Source organism: Nocardioides abyssi, from assembly GCF_030412915.1.
Lineage (GTDB): Bacteria > Actinomycetota > Actinomycetes > Propionibacteriales > Nocardioidaceae > Nocardioides > Nocardioides abyssi.
On record NZ_JAUHJR010000001.1, the window covers coordinates 653,128 to 676,171 of the forward strand.

At 73.7% G+C, this 23,044-nt stretch carries 25 protein-coding genes and 1 tRNA gene; 13 read left to right on the forward strand and 13 right to left on the reverse strand.

Features of this window, described 5'->3' with window-relative positions:
- Positions 1 to 24 precede the first annotated feature (24 nt).
- Entirely contained in the window at positions 25 to 1,110 is a 1,086-nt protein-coding gene (locus QWY29_RS03235) for an alkaline phosphatase family protein (RefSeq protein ID WP_300959215.1), read from the reverse strand.
- 157 nt (positions 1,111 to 1,267) lie between these two features.
- Here QWY29_RS03235 and QWY29_RS03240 point away from each other — a divergent pair, with 157 nt between their 5' ends.
- Positions 1,268 to 2,041, forward strand: a complete 774-nt coding sequence (locus tag QWY29_RS03240) for an MBL fold metallo-hydrolase (RefSeq protein ID WP_300959216.1) — start codon at positions 1,268 to 1,270, stop codon at positions 2,039 to 2,041.
- 265 nt (positions 2,042 to 2,306) lie between these two features.
- On the opposite strand, the gene QWY29_RS03245 is transcribed toward QWY29_RS03240, so the two are convergent.
- Together QWY29_RS03245 and QWY29_RS03250 are read right to left on the reverse strand one after the other, a co-directional pair.
- Positions 2,307 to 2,909 (reverse strand): response regulator, encoded by a 603-nt coding sequence (locus QWY29_RS03245; protein WP_439117389.1) that lies wholly within the window; start codon positions 2,907 to 2,909, stop codon positions 2,307 to 2,309.
- Positions 2,910 to 2,995: 86 nt separating this feature from the next.
- Positions 2,996 to 4,162 (reverse strand): sensor histidine kinase, encoded by a 1,167-nt coding sequence (locus QWY29_RS03250; RefSeq protein ID WP_300959218.1) that lies wholly within the window; start codon positions 4,160 to 4,162, stop codon positions 2,996 to 2,998.
- Between the two features lie 131 nt (positions 4,163 to 4,293).
- On the opposite strand from QWY29_RS03250, the gene QWY29_RS03255 reads away from it, so the two are divergent.
- From QWY29_RS03255 to rdgB, 4 genes are read left to right on the forward strand one after another with little or no spacing between them, the layout of a single operon-like run.
- Complete coding sequence (locus tag QWY29_RS03255; RefSeq protein ID WP_300959219.1) at positions 4,294 to 5,256, forward strand: ABC transporter ATP-binding protein; 963 nt, start codon at positions 4,294 to 4,296, stop codon at positions 5,254 to 5,256.
- On the forward strand, positions 5,253 to 6,056 hold the full coding sequence (locus QWY29_RS03260) for an ABC transporter permease (RefSeq protein ID WP_300959220.1): 804 nt from the start codon (positions 5,253 to 5,255) through the stop codon (positions 6,054 to 6,056). The genes QWY29_RS03255 and QWY29_RS03260 overlap by 4 nt, the downstream gene beginning before the upstream one ends.
- Before the next feature lie 53 nt (positions 6,057 to 6,109).
- Entirely contained in the window at positions 6,110 to 6,838 is a 729-nt protein-coding gene (gene rph, locus QWY29_RS03265) for a ribonuclease PH (RefSeq protein WP_300959221.1), read from the forward strand.
- Positions 6,831 to 7,457 carry an RdgB/HAM1 family non-canonical purine NTP pyrophosphatase gene (gene rdgB, locus QWY29_RS03270; RefSeq protein ID WP_300959222.1) on the forward strand — a complete coding sequence of 209 codons (627 nt, stop codon included), beginning with the start codon at positions 6,831 to 6,833 and terminating at the stop codon, positions 7,455 to 7,457. Before rph ends, rdgB begins: the two co-directional genes overlap by 8 nt.
- Positions 7,458 to 7,689: 232 nt before the next feature.
- Here rdgB and QWY29_RS03275 read toward each other — a convergent pair whose 3' ends face one another.
- The 4 genes from QWY29_RS03275 to bcp all read right to left on the reverse strand — a co-directional run bounded on the left by QWY29_RS03275 (position 7,690) and on the right by bcp (position 10,079).
- Positions 7,690 to 8,574, reverse strand: a complete 885-nt coding sequence (locus QWY29_RS03275) for a bile acid:sodium symporter family protein (RefSeq protein WP_300959223.1) — start codon at positions 8,572 to 8,574, stop codon at positions 7,690 to 7,692.
- Between the two features lie 45 nt (positions 8,575 to 8,619).
- Entirely contained in the window at positions 8,620 to 9,417 is a 798-nt protein-coding gene (locus QWY29_RS03280) for an SDR family NAD(P)-dependent oxidoreductase (protein ID WP_300959224.1), read from the reverse strand.
- Positions 9,418 to 9,477: 60 nt separating this feature from the next.
- A tRNA-Leu gene (locus tag QWY29_RS03285) sits at positions 9,478 to 9,551 on the reverse strand.
- A 51-nt stretch (positions 9,552 to 9,602) separates the two neighbouring features.
- Positions 9,603 to 10,079: a thioredoxin-dependent thiol peroxidase gene (gene bcp / locus QWY29_RS03290; protein ID WP_300959596.1), complete on the reverse strand. Its 477-nt coding sequence runs from the start codon at positions 10,077 to 10,079 to the stop codon at positions 9,603 to 9,605.
- 107 nt (positions 10,080 to 10,186) lie between these two features.
- On the opposite strand from bcp, the gene QWY29_RS03295 reads away from it, so the two are divergent.
- The 8 genes from QWY29_RS03295 to QWY29_RS03330 all read left to right on the forward strand — a co-directional run bounded on the left by QWY29_RS03295 (position 10,187) and on the right by QWY29_RS03330 (position 17,236).
- Positions 10,187 to 10,873, forward strand: coding sequence for an energy-coupling factor ABC transporter permease (locus tag QWY29_RS03295; protein WP_300959225.1), 687 nt, complete (start codon positions 10,187 to 10,189; stop codon positions 10,871 to 10,873).
- Complete coding sequence (locus QWY29_RS03300; RefSeq protein WP_300959226.1) at positions 10,870 to 11,247, forward strand: PDGLE domain-containing protein; 378 nt, start codon at positions 10,870 to 10,872, stop codon at positions 11,245 to 11,247. The genes QWY29_RS03295 and QWY29_RS03300 overlap by 4 nt, the downstream gene beginning before the upstream one ends.
- A complete protein-coding gene (cbiQ, locus tag QWY29_RS03305; protein WP_300959227.1) occupies positions 11,248 to 11,970 on the forward strand; it encodes a cobalt ECF transporter T component CbiQ in 723 nt (240 codons plus the stop codon). It abuts the gene before it with no gap.
- A complete protein-coding gene (locus tag QWY29_RS03310) occupies positions 11,967 to 12,818 on the forward strand; it encodes an energy-coupling factor ABC transporter ATP-binding protein (RefSeq protein ID WP_300959228.1) in 852 nt (283 codons plus the stop codon). The genes cbiQ and QWY29_RS03310 overlap by 4 nt, the downstream gene beginning before the upstream one ends.
- The gene (locus QWY29_RS03315; protein WP_300959229.1) at positions 12,815 to 13,066 is read left to right on the forward strand and encodes a DUF3618 domain-containing protein; all 252 of its coding nucleotides are present in this window, start codon (positions 12,815 to 12,817) and stop codon (positions 13,064 to 13,066) included. Before QWY29_RS03310 ends, QWY29_RS03315 begins: the two co-directional genes overlap by 4 nt.
- 33 nt (positions 13,067 to 13,099) lie before the next feature.
- Positions 13,100 to 13,399 carry a GroES family chaperonin gene (locus tag QWY29_RS03320; protein ID WP_300959597.1) on the forward strand — a complete coding sequence of 100 codons (300 nt, stop codon included), beginning with the start codon at positions 13,100 to 13,102 and terminating at the stop codon, positions 13,397 to 13,399.
- 69 nt (positions 13,400 to 13,468) lie between these two features.
- Positions 13,469 to 15,895, forward strand: coding sequence for a penicillin acylase family protein (locus QWY29_RS03325; protein ID WP_300959230.1), 2,427 nt, complete (start codon positions 13,469 to 13,471; stop codon positions 15,893 to 15,895).
- 216 nt (positions 15,896 to 16,111) lie between these two features.
- Entirely contained in the window at positions 16,112 to 17,236 is a 1,125-nt protein-coding gene (locus QWY29_RS03330) for an SGNH/GDSL hydrolase family protein (protein WP_300959231.1), read from the forward strand.
- A gap of 102 nt (positions 17,237 to 17,338) precedes the next feature.
- Here the strand turns inward: QWY29_RS03330 and QWY29_RS03335 are convergent, their stop codons facing one another.
- The 6 genes from QWY29_RS03335 to QWY29_RS03360 form a co-directional block, all read right to left on the reverse strand.
- Positions 17,339 to 17,968: a class F sortase gene (locus QWY29_RS03335; RefSeq protein ID WP_300959232.1), complete on the reverse strand. Its 630-nt coding sequence runs from the start codon at positions 17,966 to 17,968 to the stop codon at positions 17,339 to 17,341.
- Positions 17,969 to 17,975: 7 nt separating this feature from the next.
- Entirely contained in the window at positions 17,976 to 19,214 is a 1,239-nt protein-coding gene (locus QWY29_RS03340) for a hypothetical protein (protein ID WP_300959233.1), read from the reverse strand.
- A gap of 211 nt (positions 19,215 to 19,425) precedes the next feature.
- A complete protein-coding gene (locus tag QWY29_RS03345) occupies positions 19,426 to 20,790 on the reverse strand; it encodes a hypothetical protein (protein WP_300959234.1) in 1,365 nt (454 codons plus the stop codon).
- A gap of 59 nt (positions 20,791 to 20,849) precedes the next feature.
- Positions 20,850 to 22,277, reverse strand: coding sequence for an MFS transporter (locus QWY29_RS03350; protein WP_300959598.1), 1,428 nt, complete (start codon positions 22,275 to 22,277; stop codon positions 20,850 to 20,852).
- A 42-nt stretch (positions 22,278 to 22,319) separates the two neighbouring features.
- Positions 22,320 to 22,712 (reverse strand): ATP-binding protein, encoded by a 393-nt coding sequence (locus QWY29_RS03355; protein ID WP_300959235.1) that lies wholly within the window; start codon positions 22,710 to 22,712, stop codon positions 22,320 to 22,322.
- Entirely contained in the window at positions 22,709 to 23,017 is a 309-nt protein-coding gene (locus QWY29_RS03360) for an STAS domain-containing protein (RefSeq protein ID WP_300959236.1), read from the reverse strand. The genes QWY29_RS03355 and QWY29_RS03360 overlap by 4 nt, the downstream gene beginning before the upstream one ends.
- Between the last annotated feature and the right edge of the window lie 27 nt (positions 23,018 to 23,044).

Consider the following 23,044-nt stretch of genomic DNA (forward strand, 5'->3'; position numbering starts at 1 on the left):
GTCCACCCGGGTCGGTCGCTCGGGTCAGTCGCGGTCGACGACGAGCGGGTCGGTCCGCCCGATCCCGCTGCCCGGCACCGGGTCGAGCCCCAGCAGCCCGGTCACCACGTTGGCCAGGTCGGCGTTGCGGACCGGCTGCGTGCCGGCGTACGACGTGCGCGAGGTGCCGGGCGCCGTGCGGCCGGGGTTGATCCGGTAGAGGTCGGCCGCCTCGATGTCGTGGCCCCACACGAGGAACGGCACGCGGTGGTCGGCGAGCCGGGTGGGGTCGAAGTGGTCGCGGCCCTTGCCGCCGTGGTCGGCGGTGAGCACGACCGCCGTCGAGCGCCACACCTCGGCGACGCCCTGCAGCGCCTTGACGAGCTTGCCGAGGAGGCGGTCGGTGCGGGCGACGGCGTCGAGGTAGCGCGGGGACATGAAGCCGTGGGCGTGGCCGGCGACGTCGGGGGTGGCGAGGTGGAGGAAGGTCAGCGAGCGGTCCTCGTGCAGGAGGTCCCGGCGGGCGGCCTTGACCAGGGCTAGCGGGTCCTCGTCGTAGGTGAGCTCGTCCACGCCGGCCGGCCACGAGCGGTCGAAGAGGGTGAACTTCTCCTTGCCGGTGAAGACCACCGACTCCCCGCCGGCGGCGTGGACCACGCTGAAGACCGAGGCGACGCCGCGCCCGGCGGCGCGCTGGACGGTGGTGCCGGGGCGGTGGGTGTTCCAGGTGACGCCGTGGCCGCCCCTCGCGTCGTCGATGCGGCGCCCGGTGACCATGCCGGTGTGGTTCGGCAGCGTGAGCGTCAGCTCGCGGGCGGTGCGGGCGTTGCGCGTGGACGCACCCTCGGCGAGCAGCTGGTGCAGCACCGGCGTCCGGTCCGGGCCGAGGCGCTTCAACGCCGACGGGTTGAGGCCGTCGACCGAGATCGCCAGCACGCGGCGGTCGTCCGAGACCGCCTTCCGCCCGGCTGCGTCCTGCCGGCCGGCTCCCGTCGTGACCGTCCCCGCGGACGTCGGGCCGGGTGTCGGGGCGGGTGCCGTGCCGGGCGCGGACGTGCTGCCCGGCCCGGAGGTGCACGCGAGGGTGGCGACCACGGTGAGAGCAAGGGCAGCGAGCGAGGTACGGCGCACCGACCCACGCTAACCCCGGCGCGACGTGACGCTGCTCAAGAGTCCGTGCCATCGGGGGCGGTTGCGCTTACCGTTGCCCCGTGCCGCGCCCGAACCGTTCCGTCGCCGACCCCGGCGTGCGGGCGCCGGGCCGCGGACGTCTTGGGGGAGGTACGGCGTGAGGCTCACCGTGGTCGGCTGCTCGGGGTCCTACCCGGGCCCGACGTCACCGGCCAGCTGCTACCTGCTCGAGGCCGTCCACGACGACGGCACCGGCCCGCGCACGTGGCGGGTGCTGGTCGACCTCGGCAACGGCGCGCTGGGTCCGCTGCACACCTACGCCGACCCGCTCGCCATCGACGCGGTGCTGCTCAGCCACCTCCACGCCGACCACTGCCTGGACCTGTGCGGCTACCACGTGCTGCGCCGCTACCACCCCGAGGGCGCCCAGGACCGGATCCCCGTGCACGGGCCCGAGGGCACCGCGGACCGGATGGCCCGCGCCTACGACCTGCCGCTGGACCCGGGCATGACCGAGGAGTTCGACTTCCACGTCTGGGACGGCCCCGTGCGGATCGGCCCGTTCGCCGTCGACCCCGTGCCGGTGGCCCACCCCGTCCCCGCCTTCGGGCTGCGCATCGAGGCCGACGGCGCCGTGCTCGCATACAGCGGCGACACCGGCCCCTGCGACGGGCTCGACCGGCTGGCCGCGGACGCCGACCTGTTCCTCGCCGAGGCGTCGTTCGAGGAGGGCCGGGACAACCCGGAGAACCTCCACCTGACCGGCGCCGACTGCGGCCGCGCCGCCACCCGCGCCGGCGCCCACCGGCTCGTGCTCACCCACGTCCCGCCCTGGCACGACCCGGCCGTCGTGCTGGCCGAGGCGACCACGACGTACGACGGTCCGGTCGAGCTCGCCCGTCCCGGCGCGGTCTACCAGCTCGGCTCCTGACCGACTCCCCTCGTCGGGCGGCGCCTGTGGACAGCCGTCGCCCTGTGGACAGCCGTCGGGGTAGTCCGTGACGTTCGGCAGGCGGATCGTGCGAGATCACCTGCGGAGCGTCACGGACTACCCCGCGAACCCGTCGGCGGCTGTGGACAGCCGGGAGACGCTCAGCTCAGACCGGCGTCGTGGGTCTCGAGACACGCCACGCACCCCGTCACTCCGTCCCGGTGTGCGTCGGTGCCCTCAACCTCCCGACGTCGTCCGGTCTTCGCTAGCCCAGACCGGCGTCGTGGACGCAGATGGCGATCTGCACCCGGTTGGTGACGACGAGCTTGTCGAAGAGCCGCGAGACGTGTGCCTTGACGGTGGGGATCGACAGGTGGAGCTCGCGGGCGATCTCGGCGTTGCTGAGGCCGCGACCGACGGCGAGGGCGACCTCGTGCTCGCGCTCGGTCAGCACGGCGAGGCGGCGCTGCGCGCGGGCCGCCCGGTCGTCGGCCGGCTCGGCCTCCGCCGCGCGCAGCCGGTCGATGAGGGTGCGGGTGACCGAGGGGGAGAGCATCGGCTCGCCGTCGGCGACCTTGCGCAGCGCCTCCACGATCCGCGCCGGCGGGGTGTCCTTGAGCAGGAACCCGTCCGCCCCGGCGGCGAGCGCCTGCACGACGTGCTCGTCGGCGTCGAAGGTGGTCAGCACGATCACGTGCGGCGGCTCGGGCAGCCGGTGCAGCCGCCGGGTCGCCTCGAGCCCGTCGAGCACGGGCATCCGGATGTCCATCAGCACCACGTCGGGCCTTAGCCGGTCGACGAGCGCGACTCCCTCCAGGCCGTCGCCCGCCTCGCCGACGACCTCGAGGTCGGCCTGCCCGCCGAGCATCAGCGACAGCGCCGAGCGGACGATGGGGTCGTCGTCGACCACCAGCACCCGCACGGGCCCGGCGGGACCGGTCTCGGTCGGCTCGGTCACGCCGTCCACGGCAGCCACCCCTCCAGCACGAACGCGCCGCCCTCACGGCGGTGCTCCAGCCGTCCGCCCCGCAGCGCGGCCCGCTCCGCCAGCCCGACGAGGCCGAGGCCGGCGCCGGGGGTGACGGCCATCCCGAAGCCGAGCGGGTTGCACAGCCGGACGGCCAGCCCGTCGTCGGGGGAGCCGTCCAGCTCGATGCGCAGCAGCGCGCCGGGTGCGTGCTTGCGGGCGTTGGTGATCCCCTCCTGCACGATCCGGTAGACGGTCCGGCCGACCACGTCCGGCACCGGTCCCGCGCCGCGGTCGACCCGGTCGACGTGCTCGACGTGGAGCCCCGCCTCCTGCGCCTCGGCGACCAGCCGGGGGAGGTCGTCGTACGTCGGCTGCGGGGCCTGCACCACCTCGCCGGTGTCCTCGTCGCGCAGCACGCCGAGCACCCCGCGCAGGTCGGTGAGCGCCTCGTGCGCCTTGGCCTGGATGACCGCGGCGCTGGCGCGCATCTCCGCGGCGCTGAGGTCCTCGCGGAAGCCCAGGGCGCCGGCGTGCAGCGAGATCTGGGAGATCCGGTGGGCGAGCACGTCGTGCATCTCGCGCGCGATCCGCGCCCGCTCGGTGGCCCGCGCCCGCTCGGCCCGCAGCTCCTGCTCGGCCTCGGCGCGCTCGGCCCGGGCGCGCAGCGTCCACAGCAGCTCGCGGCGCGAGCCGACGTACATGCCCCAGCCGATGCACGCTGCCAGCACCATCACGTTGAGGGTGGTGAGCAGCCACAGCGGGTCCTCACCGCGGTCGTCCTGGGTGAACGTGAAGACCTGGGCGCCGGCGAGGCCGACCACGAAGACCGCCACCAGCTCCGGCCACCGGCGTCGCGTCGCCACCGAGACCGCGGCCAGGGTGGCCGGCCCGGCTGCGATGCCCGAGACCGCGCCGATGGCGCCGGCCACCAGGGCCACCCCGAGCGGCCACCGTCGCCGCTGGGTGACCAGCACGTAGCAGGCCGCGCCCAGGCCCACGTCCAGCCAGAGCAGCCACCGGGCGCCGGCGGCCTGCTCCTCGGCGACCGGCAGCCACACGAGCGCGCTGAGCGCGAGCATGACCAGCAGCCGCCACGTCCGCCCCCAGGGCGTCAGCGGCAGCGCGACGTCGTCGGGGTCCGGCCGGTCCACGGTCGACAGGCTAGGGCCGCCCGGCGACGTACCCCATCCTGCGCCGGTCGGCGCCGCCCCCTACTTAGGTCATCCCCGGGCCGCCGCGCGTCCGGTGCGCCGACGCGGCCCGGTCGGGCAGGGTGGGACCCATGATCAAGGTCGACCGACTGACCAGGACGTACGGCGGGTTCACCGCCGTCGACGACGTGAGCTTCACCTGCCAACCCGGCCGCGTGACCGGCTTCCTCGGGCCCAACGGCGCGGGGAAGACGACCACGATGCGGGTGATGGTGGGGCTGACCCCACCCACGCGGGGGACGGTGACGATCGGGGGGCTCGCCTACCACGAGATCCCCAACCCCGGCCGCCACGTGGGCGTGCTCCTCGACGCCGGTGCGCAGCACGCGGGCCGCACCGGGCGCGAGATCCTCACCCTCGGCGCGAAGACGATGGGCCTGCCCGCCTCGCGCGTCGACGAGATGCTCGCGCTGGTCTCGCTGACCGACGCCGAGGCCAAGCGGCGGATGCGCAACTACTCCCTCGGCATGAAGCAGCGCCTCGGCATCGCCCACGCGCTGCTCGGCGACCCCTCGGTGCTGATCCTCGACGAGCCGGCCAACGGCCTCGACCCGGCCGGCATCCGCTGGATGCGCGACCTGCTCAAGGGCTACGCCAACCGCGGCGGCACCGTGCTGCTCTCCAGCCACCTGCTCAACGAGGTCGAGCTCGTCGCCGACGAGATGATCCTCATCGGCCGCGGCAAGATCGTGGCCCAGGGCGACAAGAAGTCGCTGCTCGCCCAGTCCGGGCCGGCCGCCTCCCTCGTCACCTCGCTCGACAACGAGGCGCTCGTCCGCGCCCTCCAGGCCAAGGGGTACGCCGCCACGCCGGCCGGCGAGGGGCTGCGCGTCTCCGCGGCGCCCGTCGAGGTCGGCCGCGCCGCGCTCGAGGCCGGTGTCGTGCTGACCGACCTGCGCAACGGCGCCCGCGGGCTGGAGGACCTCTTCCTCGAGCTCACCGCCGGAACCCAGCGCGAGGGCCACCCCGACGCTGCGACCCAGCTCACCGACCAGCCGACGCCGTCCCAGCCGCAGCAAGGAGCCCAGGCATGAGCACCACCTCTCCTGCCACGCCCCCGTCCCCCTCGATGACCCTCGACGTCTCGGGCACCCCGGCGGTCCCCTTCCTCCGGCTGGTGTCGGTCGAGCTGCGCAAGATCTACGACACCCGTGCCGGCCGCTGGCTGCTGGGCGCGATCGTGCTCATCACCGCGGCGATCATGACGATCTTCTTCTTCGCCGCCGACGCGCCCGACCGGACCTTCGGCAACTTCATCGGCATCTCGGCCACGCCGCAGGGCTTCCTGCTGCCCGTGCTCGGCATCCTGCTCGTCACCAGCGAGTGGAGCCAGCGCACCGCGATGGTGACCTTCTCCCTGGAGCCCTCGCGCACCAAGGTGATCGGCGCCAAGACCGTCGCGGCGCTCGTCTTCGGGGTGCTCGCATTCGTCGCGGCGCTGGTCGTGGCCGCGGTCTGCACGCTCGTGGGCGGGGCCGACGGCGGGTTCGACGACGTCGAGACCAAGCTGTTCGCGCTGTTCCTCGGCCTGCAGCTGCTCACGATCCTCCAGGGCCTGGCCTACGGCCTGATCCTGCTCAACACCCCCGCCGCGATCGTGACGTTCTTCGTGCTGCCGATCGCCTCGAGCATCGTGTTCAGCCTGGTCTCCGCGCTGCAGGACCTCGCCCCCTGGCTGGACCTGAGCACCGCGCAGGCGCCGCTCTTCGAGAGCTTCGGCGGCGCCGGCCTGACCGGCGAGGAGTACGCCCAGCTCGGCACCACCTCGCTGATCTGGATCGTCATCCCGTTCGTCCTGGGTTGGATCCGCGTGCTGCGGGCCGAGGTCAAGTAGCCCTCGCCCGCCCCGCCTGACCGACGTCGGCCCGGCCCTCTAGCGTGGTCCCCATGACACGCGAAGACGGCCGGGCCGACGACGAGCTGCGCCCCGTGAAGATCACCCGCGGCTGGCTGGACCACGCCGCGGGCTCGGTGCTGGTGGAGTTCGGGAAGACCCGCGTCCTGTGCGCCGCCTCGGCCTCCGAGGGCGTGCCGCGCTGGCGCAAGGGGTCCGGCCTGGGCTGGGTCACCGCGGAGTACGCCATGCTCCCCGCCGCCACCAACACCCGCTCGGACCGCGAGTCGGTCAAGGGCCGCATCGGCGGCCGCACCCACGAGATCAGCCGGCTGATCGGCCGCTCGCTGCGGGCCGTCATCGACTACCGGGCGCTCGGCGAGAACACCATCGTCCTGGACTGCGACGTGCTCCAGGCCGACGGCGGCACCCGCACCGCCGCGATCACCGGTGCGTACGTCGCCCTCGCCGACGCCGTCGCCTCCCTCAAGGCCTCCGGGGCGCTCGCCGCCTCCGCCCAGCCGCTGACCGGCTCCGTCGCCGCCGTCAGCGTCGGCATCATCGACGGCGTCCCGCGCCTGGACCTGCCCTACGTCGAGGACGTCCGCGCCGAGACCGACATGAACGTCGTGATGACCGGCACCGGCTCGTTCGTCGAGGTCCAGGGGACCGCCGAGGGCGCCCCGTTCGACCGCGCCGAGCTCGACGCGCTGCTCGGCCTGGCCGAGAAGGGCTGCGCCGACCTCACCCGTCTGCAGCAGGAGGCGCTCCGCGTTGGTTGAGCCGGTCGCGACCACGGTGTTCCTGGCCTCGCGCAACGCCAAGAAGCTGGCCGAGATGGAGCGGATCCTGCGCGAGCACGCGCCGGAGGTCGAGGTGGTGGGCCTCGACGACGTGCCGGCGTACGACGAGCCCGTCGAGGACCAGCCCACCTTCGAGGGCAACGCGCTCCTCAAGGCCCGGGCCGGTGCCGCGGCGACAGGGCTGCCGTCGCTGGCCGACGACTCCGGGCTGTGCGTCGACGCGCTGAACGGGATGCCCGGCGTCCTCTCCGCCCGCTGGTCGGGCAAGCCCAAGGACGACGCCCGCAACAACCGGCTGCTGCTCGAGCAGCTCGAGGACGTCCCGGACGAGCGCCGCGCCGCCCACTTCGCCTGCGCGGTCGCCTTCGTCCACCCCGACGGCACCGAGCTGGTCGTCCACGGCCGGATGGACGGGCGGGTGATCCGCGAGGTCCGGGGGAGCGGCGGCTTCGGCTACGACGTGCTCTTCGTGGCCGACGAGCACGCCGCCGAGGGCCTGACCTCGGCCGAGCTCGACCCGGCCGCGAAGGACGCGATCTCCCACCGCGGCCGTGCCCTGCGCGAGATCGCCCCGCTCGTCGCCCGCGCGCTGGCCTGACGCGGCCTGCAACGCGCCGTCCGCGGGTCTACCGCGCTGTCCGCAGGTCTACCGCGCCGTACGCCGCCTGCCGCGCCGGTCCGCGACCTGCCGCGCCGGTCCGCGACCTGCCGCGCCGACCGGCCGGCGCGGCAGGTGCTCCGCCGGCGCGCCGGAGGTGCGAACAGCGCGTTGCAGCAGGGCCAGCCGGGGCCAGCCAGCCCCGGACAGCCCCAGCCAGCCCCAGCCAGCCTCAAGCGGCCGCGGACGCAGCAGGCTCGGTCGACCGGGCCAGCCAGCGGGTGAGGACGACGCCCCAGAGCGCTGCGAAGACGAACATGAAGATCGAGTAGACCGCGGCGGGCACGGAGATCGGCGTGCTGTCGAGGACCTCGACGGCGACGAAGATCGCCAGCGTGGCGTTGTGGACGCCGATCTCCATCGACGACGCGATCGCCTGGGCCTCGCGGACGTCGGCGGCGCGGGGCACGACGTACCCGATGACCAGCGACATCGCGCAGAACAGCGCGGCCGCGAGACCGACGTCGGCCAGGTAGTCGCCGACGTTGGAGCGCTGGTCGAGCAGGATGCCGAGCACCAGCACGCCGAGGATGACCGCGGAGCCGGTGCGGACCGGCTTGTCCATGCGCAGCGCGAACGACTCCGCCCGGGCGCGCACGAGCATGCCGAGCACCACCGGCACCAGCACGACCGCGAAGACCTCGACGACCTTGGAGAACTGCAGGGACACCTCGTCGCCGAGCCCGTAGTGGCTGATCGCCAGGTTGGTGATCACCGGCAGCGACGCGATCGCGACGACCGAGTTGATCGCGGTCAGCGAGACGTTGAGCGCGACGTCGCCGCGGAAGAGGTGGCTGAACAGGTTCGCGCTCGTGCCGCCGGGGCTGGCGGCCAGCAGCATCATGCCGACGGCCAGCAGCGGCGGGAGGTCGAGCAGCTTGACCAGGCCGAAGCACAGCAGCGGCAGCACGACCAGCTGGCACCCGAGCGCGACCGCGACCGCGCGCGGCTGACGGGCCACCCGGCGGAAGTCGTCGGGCACGAGCGAGAGGCCCAGGCCGAACATGATGATCGCGAGCGCGATCGGCAGCCCGATGGTGGTCAGCGCTGAGTCCATGCGCGGACTCTAGTGACCGCCGTCACAGCGGGCGGGCGAAACGAGTCAGTCGTCCTTCTTCTTCGTCTGCGCCGCGAAGGCCTTCGTGGTGAGCCGGTCGGGCAGGTGGGTGGCGAGCTCGGCCATCGCCCGGTTCTTCAGCGAGCCCGCCACCACGTGCGGCTTGTCAGCGAAGAGCGCGTCCAGGCCGTCGCGGGCGACGTCGTCGGGGTCGTCCTTCGGTCCCTGCCCGAGCGGGGTGTCGAGCAGGTCGGCCCGCCGGAAGAACTCGGTGTCGGTCGGGCCGGGCATCAGCGACGTCACGGTCACGCCGGTGTCCTGCAGCTCGTGGCGGATGCCCTCGGCGAAGGAGTGCACGAACGCCTTGGACGCGGCGTACGTCGCCTGGAACGGGCTCGGCGCCACGGCGGCGATCGACGCCGTCACCAGGATCCGGCCCGACCCGCGTCGCACCATGTCGTCGACGGCGAGGCCGGCGAGGTGCACGGTCGAGCGCACGTTGAGGTCGACCAGCGCCAGGTGGCGCTGCAGGTCGGTCTCGGCGAAGGTGCCGCCGACCCCGACGCCGGCGTTGAGGGCGACCACGTCGACGGGTCGGCCCCTGCCGGCGGCCTCGCGCCACAGGTGCTCGACCTCTTCGGGGCGGACCAGGTCGACCTGGACGGCCCGCACGTCGGTGCCGTGCTGGGTCTTGACCTCGGCGGCGGCGACGTGGACCTCGGGCTCGTCGGAGGCCATCACGACGTCGTACCCACGCCCGGCCAGCTCGCGCGCCAGCGAGAGGCCGATGCCGGTCGACGCGCCGGTCACCAGCGCGAGTCCTGCCTGCTTCGTGTCGTCCATGGCCGGCGGGTACCCACCGGCCGCGCGACCGAGACCGACCGCGACGACGTGCTACCGACGTGCGCCCGGAGAGACTCGAACTCTCACTGGCCAGGACCTAAACCTGGTGCCTCTGCCAATTGGGCTACGGGCGCGCGGCGCCGAGTCTAGGTACGCCGCCGCGCCGGCCGCGCGTCGGCCGCGCGTCAGGCCAGCGCGAGGTCCTTGCGCAGCTTGGCGACGTGGCCGGTGGCCTTGACGTTGTACCGCGCGACCTCGACGGTGCCGTCCTCGCCGACGACCACGGTCGAGCGGATGACGCCCTGCACGACCTTGCCGTAGAGCTTCTTCTCGCCGAATGCGCCCCAGGCGGTCATCACGGCCTTGTCGGCGTCGGAGAGCAGGCGGATGGTCAGCCCCTCCTTCTCGCGGAACTTCGCGAGCTTCTCCGGCTTGTCCGGGGAGATGCCGAGCACCTCGTAGCCGGCCGCCTGGAGGGAGTCGAGCGAGTCGCTGAAGTCGCAGGCCTGCTTGGTGCAGCCGGGCGTCATCGCGGAGGGGTAGAAGTACACGATCACCTTGCGCCCGCGCAGGTCCGAGAGCGTCACCTGCTCGCCGGTGTCGGTCGGCAGGGTGAAGTCCGGCGCGGTGTCACCGGGGGAGAGGCGGGGCGTCTCGGCCACGAGGGTGGGCTCCTTCTTGCGAACGATGTGCAACAACATAGGCTGGGCGACGTGCCGTCGGTGACGCCGACGTTACTCATGCCCACCGACAGCCGAGGAGTCGCTCCATGCACGTCCCCGACGGGTTCCTGGATGCGCCGACGTCCGTCGCGACCGGCGTGGTCGCCGCGGCCGCGGTCGGCGTGGCGCTGCGCCGGGCGCGGACCGAGCTCGACGACCGCACCGCCCCGCTCGCCGGGCTGGTCGCCGCGTTCGTCTTCGCTGCGCAGATGATCAACTTCCCCGTCGGCGCCGGGACGAGCGGCCACCTCATGGGCGGTGCGCTCGCCGCCGTGCTCGTGGGCCCGTGGACCGGGCTGCTCTGCGTCGCGGTCGTGCTCGTCGTCCAGGCGCTCTTCATGGCTGACGGCGGCATCACCGCGCTCGGCACCAACGTCGTCCTCATCGGCGTCGTGACGGCCCTGGTCGGGTACGTCGTCTTCCGTGGCCTCCAGGCCGTGCTCCCGCGCCGCGTCGGCACGGTCGCACCGGCCGCCGCGATCGCCGCCTTCGTCTCCGTCCCGGTCGCCGCGCTCGTCTTCAGCCTGCTCTTCGCCATCGGCGGCACCGCGCCTGTCGACGCCGGCAAGGTGCTGACCGCGATGCTCGGCTGGCACGTCCTCATCGGCATCGGCGAGGCGGTGGTGACCGGCCTGGTCGTCGGCGCCGTCGTCGCCGTGCGGCCCGACCTGGTCCGCGGCGCTCGACCGCTCGTCGCGGCGCGCGAGCTCGAGATCCGGACGGTGGCGGCATGAGCGCCCCCGCCCAGGACCGCACTCGGGTGAGCACCCGCGCCCTGCTCGTCGCCGGCCTCGTCGTCGCGCTGCTCGTGGCCGGGGTCGCGAGCTACTACGCCAGCGCCCATCCCGACGGCCTCGAGCACGTCGCGGAGCAGACCGGGTTCCTCGACACCGCCGAGGACAGCCCCACCGCCGACAGCCCGCTCGCGGACTACTCGACCAAGGGCGTCGACGACGAGCGGCTCAGCGTCGGCATCGCCGGCGTGACCGGCACCCTCGTCGTGCTCGTCCTCGCCGGTGGCCTCGCGCTCGCCCTGCGCCGCCGTGGACCGGCCGGCGCGGAGGAGGACCCGGCGGACGAGCGGGCGCACGCACCCGAGCGGGCCTGAGTGGGCGCCGCCCACGGCCACCGCCTGCACCACCACGGCCACAGCGCCGTCCACCGCGCCCCGGCGCACCTGAAGATCCTCACGCTGGTCGGCTTCGTCCTGCTCGTCGTCGCCACCCCCCGCGAGTGGTACGCCGTGTTCCCGGCCTACCTCGCGGTCGTGGTCGGCACGGTCGTGGCCGCCCGGGTGCCGCTCGGCTGGGTGCTGCGGCGGATGGTCATCGAGGTCCCGTTCCTCGTCTTCGCGGCCCTGGTCCCGTTCGTGGCGCACGGCCCCCGCACGGAGGTGCTGGGGCTCAGCCTCTCCGAGCCCGGCCTGGTCGCGGCGTGGGGGCTGGCGGTCAAGGGCACGCTCGGCGTGATGGCCTCCCTCACGCTCGCGGCGACCACCGAGCCGACCGAGGTGCTCACCGGCCTGAGGCGGCTGCGGCTGCCCCCGCTGCTGGTGGAGATCATGTCGTTCATGCTGCGCTACCTCGACGTGGTCACCGCCGACCTCGGACGGACCCTGACCTCGATGCGCTCGCGTGGCTGCGAGCCGCGCTCCCCACGGCACTGGCCGGCGCTCGCCCGGTCGCTCGGCGCGCTGTTCATCCGCAGCTACGAGCGCGGGGAGCGGGTCCACCTCGCGATGCTGGCCCGGGGCTACACCGGCACCCTGCCGGTGACGACCGCGACCGGGACCGCGACCACGACCGTGAGAGCCTCCGGGACCGGCCGGTGACCACCCCCGTCCTCGACGTCCGCGGCCTGGCCTACGCCTACCCCGACGGCCACCAGGCGCTCTTCGGCGTCGACCTCCACGTCCACCGCGGCGAACGGGTCGCGCTGCTCGGCCCCAACGGCGCGGGCAAGACCACGCTGGTCCTCCACCTCAACGGCATCCTCGCCGCCGGGGCCGGCACGGTCGCGGTCAGCGGCCTGCCGGTGGAGAAGAAGCACCTCCAGGAGGTCCGCCGCCGCGTCGGCATCGTCTTCCAGGACCCCGACGACCAGCTCTTCATGGGCACGGTCCGCCAGGACGTCGCCTTCGGCCCGGCCAACCTCGGCATCCGCGGCGCCGAGCTGGACCGCCGCGTGCTGGCCGCGCTCGAGCAGGTCGGCATGGCCGAGCACGTCGACCGCCCGCCCCACCACCTCTCCTTCGGCCAGCGCCGCCGGGTCGCGGTCGCGACCGTGCTGGCGATGGAGCCCGAGGTCCTCGTCCTCGACGAGCCGTCCTCCAACCTCGACCCGGCCTCGCGGCGCGAGCTCGCGGACATCCTGCGGTCGCTGGACGTGACGGTGCTGATGGTCACCCACGACCTGCCCTACGCCCTCGAGCTCTGCCCGCGCTCGGTCGTCCTCTCCGGGGGCACGGTCGTGGCCGACGGGTCGACGTACGACGTCCTCACCGACGACGCGCTGATGCGCGCGCATCGCCTCGAGCTGCCCTTCGGCTTCGACCCGCGCACGATCGGGCCGCGAGTGGGCACCGGGACAGAGGATGCGGCCGCACCGCGCCGCACGCCGGAGCACGGGGGATCGGTAGCATCGCCCGGCACGCACACGACCTCAGGAGACCTCACGTGAGCAAGGGCAACGACACCTCCTCCCTCGAGCGCGAGATCGAGGAGACCCGCGAGCGCCTGGCGACGACCATCGACCAGCTCCTGTACCGCTCGAGCCCCAAGACGATCGTCGGCCGCGAGGTCGCGACCATCAAGGCGTACTACGTCGACGCGGCCGGCAACCCGCGCACCGACAACATCCTCAAGACCGTGGGCGCGGTCGTGGGCGCGGTCGCCCTGCTCGTCGTGGTCCGGAAGGTCGCCAGCTGAGTCGTGGCTGCCTCCGACAAGACCCCGATCAAGATGCTGCACGACCGCATCCTGTGCGAGGTCGACACGGACGCCGGTGAGCGGCGCTCCACCGGCGGGATCGTCATCCCGGCCACCGCCGCGATGGGCGCCACGCGCCTGTCGTGGTCGAAGGTCGTCGCCGTCGGGCCGCACGCGCGCGCCGTCGAGGTCGGCGACCGGGTGCTCTTCGAGCCCCAGGACAAGGCCGAGGTGGAGGTGCACGGCGAGCTGTACGTCGTCATGCGCGAGCGCGACGTCCACGCCGTCGCCGCCGACCGGCTCGCCGACGAGGCGACCGGCCTCTACCTCTGACGCGGTGACCCAAGCGACGTCGGCGCCGCCACCGACGTAACCCCCGTCGCGACCCGGCGTTGAGCGGGCGTGCTCCGACGCCTGCTCAGCTCCCTGGCCGCCGCGGCCCTGCTGCCCGCCTTCGCCGTCTCCGCCCCGACCACCGCGTCCGGTGCTCCCGAGCGGTCGATCTCCGCGGACCAGGCGCAGAAGCCGGCGCGCTACCGCGCGACGATCGAGTGGACCGAGCACGGCATCCCGCACATCACCGCCGACGGGTTCGGGTCGATCGGCTTCGGCAGCGGGTACGCCGCCGCCGGGGCGTCGCTGTGCACGCTGGCCGACACCCTGGTCACCGGCCGCGGCGAGCGGTCGCTGTGGTTCGGGCCGAAGGCGCGCTACAACGACCAGGTCACCCTGGACGCCACGAACCTCCAGGTCGACACCGTCGTCGCCGACCTGCACGCGCGCCGCGTGGTCGAGAAGCTGCTGCGCGACCCGGTCGCCGGGCCGGGCCGGCAGGCCCGGGCGATGGTGAAGGGCTACACCGCCGGCATCAACACCTACCTGCGCGAGCAGGGCCGCACCGGCGTCACCGACCCGGCCTGCAAGGGCGCGGGCTACCTGAAGCCGGACGTCGAGCCGATCGACCTCTGGTACGGCGTCTACCTCGCCAACCTGCTCGCCTCCACCGGCGTGTTCATCCCGCAGATCGCCGACGCGGGCCCGCCGACGCTCACCGACCCCGGGCTGCCCCAGCTGCCGCTGCGGGCCGCCGACGTCGACAGGGACGCGTTGCTCAAGGGCCTCGGCCGCGACCCCGAGGCGCCGTTCGGCTCCAACGCCACGGCCGCCGGCGGGCGCGCCACCAGCACCGGCAAGGGGATGCTGCTCGGCAACCCGCACTTCCCGTGGCAGGGCCGCTACAAGTTCACCCAGCAGCACCAGACGATCCCGGGCCGCTACGACGTCGCCGGCGCCTCGCTGATCGGCTCCCCGGCGATCAACATCGGCTGGAACAAGGACGTCGCCTGGAGCCACACCGTCTCCACGGCGTACCGCTTCACGCCCTACGAGTACCGCCTGCTCGGCCCCACGACGTACCTCACCGAGAGTGGCCCGAAGCAGCTCGAGCGCCGCCAGGTGAAGGTCCGGGTGCGGGAGGGCGGCAAGGTCCGCACCGTCACCGAGGACGTCTGGCGCACGGCGCAGGGCTACGTCATCGACGACCCCGCGCAGCTGATGCCGTGGAGCCCGCTGAGCGTGTGGGCCATCCGCGACGCCAACGGCGAGCATCTGCGGACCATCGACACGTTCCTCGACATGGGCAAGGCGCGGAACGTCCGCGACCTGCTGCGCCGCCAGGACCGCGGCGGCGGCATGCCGTGGGTCAACACGACCGCCGCCGACCGCAAGGGCGACGTGCTGTACGCCGACCACTCGGTCGTCCCGCACCTGACCAACGCCCAGGAGCAGCGCTGCCTGACCGTCGTGGGCCGCGTCCTCGACGCAGTGGCCGGCCTGCCCGGCCTCGACGGCACGCGTGCCGCGAGCGACTGCGCCTGGGGCGCCGACCCCGACGCCCAGCGGCCCGGCATCCTCGGCCCGCGCAACCTGCCCTCGGTCGTGCGCCGCGACTGGGTGATGAACGCCAACGACTCCTACTGGCTGCCCAACCCCGCCTCGCCGCTGGAGGGCTTCCCGAGCATCATCGGCTGCGAGCGCTGCGAGCGGACCATGCGCACCCGGGTGGTCGCCGGCTACGTCGCCGACCGGTTGGCGAAGGGTCGCAAGGAGACCCCGGCCAGCTTCCGCGGGCACCAGCACGCCAACAAGGTCAAGGCCGCCGAGGTGATGCGCGCCGGGGGCGCCCTCGACCGGGTCTGCTCGCTGACCGGCGAGACCGAGGCCTGCGCCGCCCTCCGGAAGTGGGACGGCCGCTCCGGCCGCGACTCCCGCGGCGTCCACCTCTTCGAGGCCTTCGTCGAGCGGCTCCCCACGCTCCCGCTCGACCTCGTCGACACCGTGTGGACGGTGCCGTTCAGCGCCGCCGACCCGCTCAACACCCCGCGCGGGCTGAACTGGGCCAACCCCGGCGTCGTCCAGGCCATGGCCGACGCGATCGCGGCGGTCCGCGAGGCCGGCGTCGCCTTCGACGCCCGCTGGGGCTCGCTCCAGGTCGCCGGCGACCGTGGCGCGCCCGCCATCGGCCTCGGCGGCGGTGACGGCGACGCCGTCGGCAACGCCAACGTGCTCTCCTCGCGCAACGTCGCGCCGCGCGGTCGCTACAAGCCGGTCACCTACGGCTCCTCGCACATCCAGGCGATCAGCTACCTGCCCGGCGGCCGCCTCGACGCCCGCACGATCCTCACCTACGGCCAGTCCGAGGACCCCACCTCCCCGTGGTCCACCGACCAGACCCGCCTCTTCGCCCAGGAGAAGTGGGTGCGCTTCCCCTGGACCGACGCACAGATCCGCCGTGACCTCGTCCGGCGGAAGGTGGTCGCCGGCGGGTGAGGAATTTCGGCCGCGGAGTGGCGTGGGTCCCAAGTTAACTTGGGATGCTCCCGCTCCGCGGCCAATGCATTGGCCGCGAAGCGGGAGTGATGGCCGCGAAGTGGCAGCTGCCCACCTGTCGAACCCGCCGGTAACAAGCGTGACGCGGACCACTAGGTTGACACTCGTCAACTTCGTCCGGCCGTGACTCCGGACGGTTCCTCGGGAGGGAAACCCTTGTCGTCTGCACCCACCACCGCGCCGCACCAGCGGGTACGCCGCGTGCGCACCGCGCTCGCCACCACCGCGGTCCTCGCCGCCACGGCCGCGGGCACCCTGACCGCCGCCGGCCCGGCCCCGGCCGCCGGCCCCGCCGCCTCCGCCGCCACCAACGTCGCAGCCGCAAGCACCCCGAGCCGCGCAGTCGTCGACGTCGACGCCGAGGAACCGCTGGACTACGTGGCGCTCGGCGACTCCTACAGCGCCGGCCCGCTCGTGCCGCTGCTGCGCCTGGACCCGCTGGGCTGCATCCGCTCGACCGCCAACTACCCGGCGTACCTGGCCCGCCACCTCGGCGCCGCGTCGTACCTCGACGTGACCTGCTCGGGCGCCGAGACCGCCGACCTGACCACCCGCCGACAGGAGACGATCATCCCGGGGCCCGCGCCGGCCCCGCAGGTCGACGTGCTCACCGACGAGACCGACCTGGTGACCATCGGCATCGGCGGCAACGACTACGAGCTGTTCGGCTCGATGATCGAGGTGTGCGGGGAGGTCGCCGCGCTCGCGCCCAACGGTGCGCCGTGCCGACGCCACTTCACCAACGCCAAGGGCGTCGACACCAAGCTGCGCGACGCCGACCGCATCCGCAAGGACGTCGGCGCCGTCATCCGCACCGTCGCCCGCCGTGCGCCCGACGCCGCGATCGCCGTCGTCGGATACCCGCGGCTGCTGCCCCAGAAGGGCGCGTGCACGGCGGTCGGCTTCGCGAAGGGCGACTACGCCTGGGGCAACAAGGTCGAGCGTCGCCTGAACCGGTCGATCAAGCTGGCCGCCCGCTCCAACGGCGCGACCTACGTCAACCTCTACCCGGCCTCCCGCGGCCACGACGCCTGCGCCGGCGGCCAGGCGTGGATCAACGGCAAGACCCTCAACCCGTTGCGGGCGGCCAACTTCCACCCGTTCGGCCGCGGCATGAAGGCGATCGCGCAGGAGGTCTACCGCCAGCTGAGCGGCGGGCGCACCGCCGGCCGTGCCGTCACCCCGCTGCGCGCCGACGACGCCGTGACCCGGCCGGTCACGCCCCGCCGCCGCGCCGAGGTCGTCGACGCCTGGCGCCGCTGGTCCGCCCAGCAGGGCTGACCCCGGCACGAAGCACCGGCACGAAGCACCGGCACGAAACACCGGCACGAAACACCGGCACGAAGCACCGGCACGAAGCACGATCCGTCCTCGTCCGGCCCCTCAGACGGGCCGGGCGAGGACGACCACGTTGGACTCGAAGAACGAGCCGTTCCAGTCGGTGCACGTGACCAGCACGAGCCGCCCGCCGCCGTGGTCCTGCCCGAAGAGCGCCTCCGCTTGCTCGGCCAGCGCGGCGCGGCTCAGCGTGCGCACGCGGGAGACCCGGTAGCGGACGGTGCCCTTGCGGCTCACCACGTCGACCCGGTCGCCCTTCCCGAGCGCCGGCACGCGGCTCAGCGCCCCGCCGCCGGTGTGCACGGTGTGGCCGGTGACGACCGTCTGGCCCCGCCGGGCGCCGGGTCGGGCGCTGACGTCCCACCAGCCGACCTGGTCGGGGTCGGCCGGCGGCTGCAGCACGCGCCCGGGCAGCATCCCGATCGGCACCACTGGTGCGACGAGCCGCTGCGAGGGGATCTTCAGCCGCACCGGTTGCGCGGGGGAGGGCGCGACGTAGGACCGAGCCGCGGACTCGTCCTCCGGCAGCACCGCACCGGTGATGGTCAGCCCGAGCGCCAGCACCAGCACCGCGACCCAGACCCCGTGCGCGATCGCGGCGGCCCGGCGGCGTACCGCCTCGCCCCGCCCGGGCTCGCTCTCACCCGCGGGCCGGGGCTCCTCGGTGCTGGTCACGGTCGGCTCAGGAGCGGAGGGTACGCCGCGTGGCGGCGACGCCGGCGCCGAGCGCGGCCACGAGGAGCGCGACCAGTCCGCCGGTGCCGAGGCCGGAGCCGTCGGACCCGGCGGGGACCGACGTCGGCACCTGCGGCTCCTCGGGCTGCGGCTGCGGGGCCGGCGTGCTCGGCTCCTGCGGCTCGTCGGGCTGCACGCGGCCGTTGGGTCCGCAGGTGCTCCGGCCGATCTCCACGTTGAGCAGCTCGACGCCGAAGCTGGCGGCCGCCGGCAGCAGGCGAAGGTCCAGCGCGGTGACGTCGATGCGGTCGCGGCCGCGCTCCTGCTTGTTGAGCGTGACGTCGAGGACGTTGTCCTCCAGCGGCGCGAGCTGCTCGCCGATGGTGCCGAGCGCGGAGGTGAGCACCTCGGCCTGGTCGATCACCTGGGCCAGCGGGCCGAGCGCGCCGCCGATGGCCTCGGTGAACTGGGTGCGCAGCGCCTGCAGCACCAGGTCGACGACCTCGCCGAGGTCGGTGACGAGCTTGGTGTTGGGCGCGGGGTCGGCCGGCAGGTTCACCAGGTCGACCTCCTGGCCGGCCAGGCGCAGCGAGGCACCGGCGCCGGCCAGCGTGGTGCCGCCGCTGAGCTCGCCGGGGCGGGCGATGCAGAAGCTCTGGATCGCGCCGAGGTCGAGCACGATCGCGGCGTCCGCGGCGTCGAGGACCTGCTCGAGCGCGGCCTGGAGGCCGGCGAGCAGCGGGTCGAGCACGGGTGCGAGAGCGTCCTGCAGCTGCTGGTCGAGCCCGGCGAGGAAGTCGGAGCGGACCAGCTGGAGGTTCGAGAGGTCGAGGGTCCCGGCGTTCAGCTCGAGGTTGTCCCCGGGGCGCAGGCAGCTGCCCTCGTCGACCTCGAGGAGCACGGCGCCGTCGCCGGCGAGGCCGGAGCAGGCGGCCGACGCGCCGCGGCCGTCCTCCACCTGGGTGCGGGCCTTCTGGGCGAGGGTGCCGGCCTGGACGAAGTCCTGCCCGCCGAGCACCGAGATCGCGGGACTGTCGCTGCCGGTGGTGCGCTGCCGCTCGCCGTCGTTGGTGACCTCGTAGGTGCCCGAGTCGGCCGGCGTTCCCCCGATCGTGAGGCGCAGGGCGGTGGCGCTCGCCTGGGCGACCGGCTTCTCGGCGGCCAGCGCGGGCGCGCCGGTCAGCAGCACCAGCGAGCCGGCGGTGGCGGCTGCTGCGAGCCGCGTGGCAGTACGACGTGTGGTCACGATCTGGAAGGCTCCCTGTCGCCGCGTCCCCCCGGATGCGGCCCCGATGTCAGCAGTGGTCCAGTCATCCAACGGCGGCCGGGCCGGGGAGTTACGGACCGCGCCGTCCTGCTCGTGTCTCGGACACAGCACGAGGGCCGGTTCCCTCCCCCCTCGGAACCGGCCCTCGTGGCCTGTGCGCCACCTCGCGGTGGCTGGTCTCGTCGGACCGTCAGCGCACCCGGACGGTGAACGCCTTCGTGGTCGCGCCGGTGGTGAACTCGGTGCCGGGCAGCACCAGGCGGTAGCGGTAGGTGCCCTTGCGGGTCTCCCGCGGGAAGGTGACCGTGGTGGTGCGGGCGCCCGGCGTGACCGTCTTGACGGTGCTCCAGCTGCGGCCGGCCCGGTAGCGCTGCAGGGTGACGGTCTGCAGGCCGGGCTGCTCGACGACGACGCGGGCGGCGGGGGCGACGGCGCCCTTGCGGACGGTCATCGTGCTCGTGCGCCAGCCCTCGATGTCGCTCACGGCGACGGGGACGTCGTAGGTCTCCGGGTCGCCGTCGTCGTTGATCCGGCAGGTCAGCGGCGCCTTGGCGGGCTCCTGGTGGAACTTCTCGCCGTAGTGGTAGTTGCTGCCGCCCACCTGTGTCCACACGACTGCGTAGTCGGTGACGCCGGCCGGCCAGTTCTTGTGCTGGCTGTAGACGAACTCCTGGTTGCCCGACCAGGTGGTCTCGTTGTTGTGATAGTTCAGGGTGATCTCACCGGCGGAGTCGGTCCACACACGGACGTTGACGTCGTTGGACTGGCCGCTCGGGATGTTCGAGGGGTACGGCACGAACAGGCCGTAGCAGGACGGGTCGGCGTAGCGCCAGTTCCAGTCGAAGTTGCCGTGGGCGTCCACGGCCGGGTCGTTCTCGGTGTCCTCGACGACGACCGGGTCGGGCACGACGACCGGCTCGGTGGTCGGGGTCGGCTCGGACGGGGTCACGACGACGGGCGGCGTGGTGGGAGCAGGGGTGGTGGGCGCCGGAGTGGTGGGCGCCGGGGTGGTCGGTGCCGGCTCGGACGGGGTCACGACGACCGGCGGAGTGGTCGGGGCCGGGGTGGTCGGCGCGGGGGTCGTCGGCGCCGGGGTGGTGGGCGCGGGGGTCGTCGGCGCCGGGGTGGTGGGCGCGGGGGTCGTCGGCGCCGGGGTGGTGGGCGCGGGGGTCGTCGGCGCCGGGGTGGTGGGCGCGGGGGTCGTCGGCGTGGGCGAGACGATCGTTCCGAGGTAGACCGAGTAGTGCGAGACGGCCTTGCCCGACGGGTGCCGGATGACCATCGAGGACAACGCCGGCGCCACCGGCGTCGTGACCGGCCCATTGCCCTGCTGGACGCTGCCGGCCTTCACGCAGTAGCCGAGGATCATCTTGCCAGCAGGTGCGGTGTAGAGGACCGACTGCGGGTCGCCCTTGGTGTCGATCTTCCCGGACGAGAGCGGCGCGCAGACCTTGTCCGTGCTGGGCGCGGCGACGGACGCCGACGCGAGGCTGAGGACCGGGACGACGACGGCGGCCGCGGCGAGGGCGGCGAGTGGAGCGAGGCGGTTGCGCACGAGGTTCTTCTTCCGAGGGAGGGAGCGTGTGGAGGAAGCGTGGCACCCGATCCGGGCGATCAGGCCGGAGTTGCCGGAACCTTGCGCGAAGCGGGTCGAACCTTGCGCGAAGCAGGGCCAACCTTGCGGTCGCCTTGAGGAACCGGCGGCCCGCCGGGGTGCCGGACGTCGGGGAGGAACGCCGCGGAGAGGGCGGCGAGCAGCATGACGACGCCGATGACGGCGAAGCCGAGGGTGTAGCCGCGCTCCTCGGGGATGCCGCTGGGCAGGACGTGGGCGGTCACGATGCCGGCCATGACGGCCGAGCCCACGGCGCCGCCGATGGTGCGGATGTTGGCGTTCATCCCGTTGGCGACGCCGGTCTGCTCCGGCGGCACGGACGCGATGACGACCCCGGCCAGGCTGGAGAAGATCAGGCCGGAGCCGAGGCCCTGCACGGTCGTGGCGGCATACAGCTGCCAGGTCTCGTCGTGGAGCAGCGAGAGGGAGAAGTACGTCGACGCCGCGGCCAGGGCGCCGGTCACCACCACGACGCGGGCGCCCAGGGCGCGCACGAGTCGGGCCGTGGCGAACCCGACGAGGAAGCTCCCGACCGCGGAGGGGAGCAGCAGCCAGCCCGACTCCGAGATGGTCGCGTCGAAGCCGTAGCCGGCCTCCGACGGGGTCTGCAGGAACTGGGGGAGGAACCCGAAGGAGGCGAACATCGCGAAGCCGACGAAGCCGGAGACCAGGTTGGTGGTCCACACCCCGCGGCGGCGCATCATCCGCATGTCGATCATCGGCACCGGCGCGGGGGTCTCGGTGCGCACCCAGGTCACGAGCAGCACGGCCGCGGCGGCGAGCAGGCCGAGCACGCGGGCCGACCCCCAGCCCCAGGCGTTGCCCTTGCTGAGCGCCAGCAGCAGCGCGACCAGCCAGCCGCTGAGCAGCAGCGCGGGCAGCACCGGCAGCCGGGCCGCGGTCCGCACGGGGGACTCGGGCACGAACAGCAGCGCGGCCAGGGCGGCCGCGGCGGTGGCGAACATCGGGAGCAGGAACAGCCAGCGGTAGCCCAGCCCGTCGACGATCGGGCCGGCGACCACGACGCCGATGCCGAACCCCGCCGCGGTGAGCGAGGCGATCACGCTCAGCGCCGTCGGCATCCGTCGGCCGAACTCGTCGCGGATGATCCCGAACGACAGCGGCAGCACCCCGCCGCCGGCGCCCTGCACCACCCGCGCCGCGATCAGCCAGCCGATGCTCGGCGCGAAGGCTGCCATCAGCGACCCCACGACGAGCGCGCACATCGTGATGACGAGCATCCGGACCTTGCCGACGACGTCGCCGATCCGTCCGAGCAGCGGGGTGCAGATGGAGGCGGAGAGCAGGTACGCCGTCAGCACCCACGTGACCGTGGCCTGGTCGGTGTCGAGCTCGACCTGGATGCGTGCGAGGACCGGGACGATCAGCGACTGCAGCAGCGAGAACGACGCCGCTGCGGTCGCCAGGACCGCGAACGTGACCGCCGGCCGGGAGCGGGCGGCTACGGGTCAGCCCAGCTTGAGCGTGGCGGTGATCTGCGTGCCCTGGGTGCGGTCGATCTGCAGGCTCTGGCAGATCGACTCCACCAGGGCGAGGCCGCGGCCGCGCGGGGCGTACATGTCGACCTGGGTCACGGTCGGCTCCGCCTCGCTGCCGTCGTCGCGGACGCACAGCGTGAGCGTGGTGTCCTCGACCCACCAGGAGACGTGGATGGCGTCGTCGTCGGAGCGGCCGTGCTCGACGCCGTTGGTGACCAGCTCGCTGACCACGAGGGCCGCGTCGTTGACGATCCGGTCGGGCACGCCCGCCTGCGTCAGGAAGTCGTGGAGCTGGTGCCGCGCCGCGGTGGCGGCGGCCAGCTCGAACGGGAGCCGGTAGGACCGGACGTCGCCGGTGCTCATGCGGTGCGGTAGGGCATCGCGCACACGTGCAGCACGCGCTGCGCGACGGTCCCGTCCTGGGCGACGAGGTCGAGCTCGGCCCCGGCGTTCCTCATGTTCTTGTGGGCGGTGGCGAGCACGCCGATGGCGAGGCTCGGCATGAAGTCCACGTCGCTGAGGTCGACGACGAGGGTCTCGGCGAAGTCCTTGCTGTACTTCTGCAGGACGTCGCGGAACCGGGGGCCGGCGAGCTCGTCGATAGAGCCGCTCACGCGCACGGTGCGGCTCTGCTCGTCGTAGTCCGCACTGAAGGGTCGATCCAACACGTCGGCCACTCTAACCGAGGGCCCGCT

What these genes read in the sequence shown, in the direction of transcription:
- QWY29_RS03245 (WP_439117389.1), bottom strand. Translation starts at nt 2,909, where the DNA reads ATGCTCGGCGGGCAGGCCGACCTCGAGGTCGTCGGCGAGGCGGGCGAC.
- rph (WP_300959221.1), top strand. Translation starts at nt 6,110, where the DNA reads ATGACACGCGAAGACGGCCGGGCCGACGACGAGCTGCGCCCCGTGAAG.
- QWY29_RS03255 (WP_300959219.1), top strand. Translation starts at nt 4,294, where the DNA reads ATGATCAAGGTCGACCGACTGACCAGGACGTACGGCGGGTTCACCGCC.
- QWY29_RS03260 (WP_300959220.1), top strand. Translation starts at nt 5,253, where the DNA reads ATGAGCACCACCTCTCCTGCCACGCCCCCGTCCCCCTCGATGACCCTC.
- QWY29_RS03355 (WP_300959235.1), bottom strand. Translation starts at nt 22,712, where the DNA reads ATGAGCACCGGCGACGTCCGGTCCTACCGGCTCCCGTTCGAGCTGGCC.
- QWY29_RS03300 (WP_300959226.1), top strand. Translation starts at nt 10,870, where the DNA reads ATGAGCGCCCCCGCCCAGGACCGCACTCGGGTGAGCACCCGCGCCCTG.
- QWY29_RS03280 (WP_300959224.1), bottom strand. Translation starts at nt 9,417, where the DNA reads ATGGACGACACGAAGCAGGCAGGACTCGCGCTGGTGACCGGCGCGTCG.
- QWY29_RS03320 (WP_300959597.1), top strand. Translation starts at nt 13,100, where the DNA reads ATGCTGCACGACCGCATCCTGTGCGAGGTCGACACGGACGCCGGTGAG.
- QWY29_RS03295 (WP_300959225.1), top strand. Translation starts at nt 10,187, where the DNA reads ATGCACGTCCCCGACGGGTTCCTGGATGCGCCGACGTCCGTCGCGACC.
- QWY29_RS03275 (WP_300959223.1), bottom strand. Translation starts at nt 8,574, where the DNA reads ATGGACTCAGCGCTGACCACCATCGGGCTGCCGATCGCGCTCGCGATC.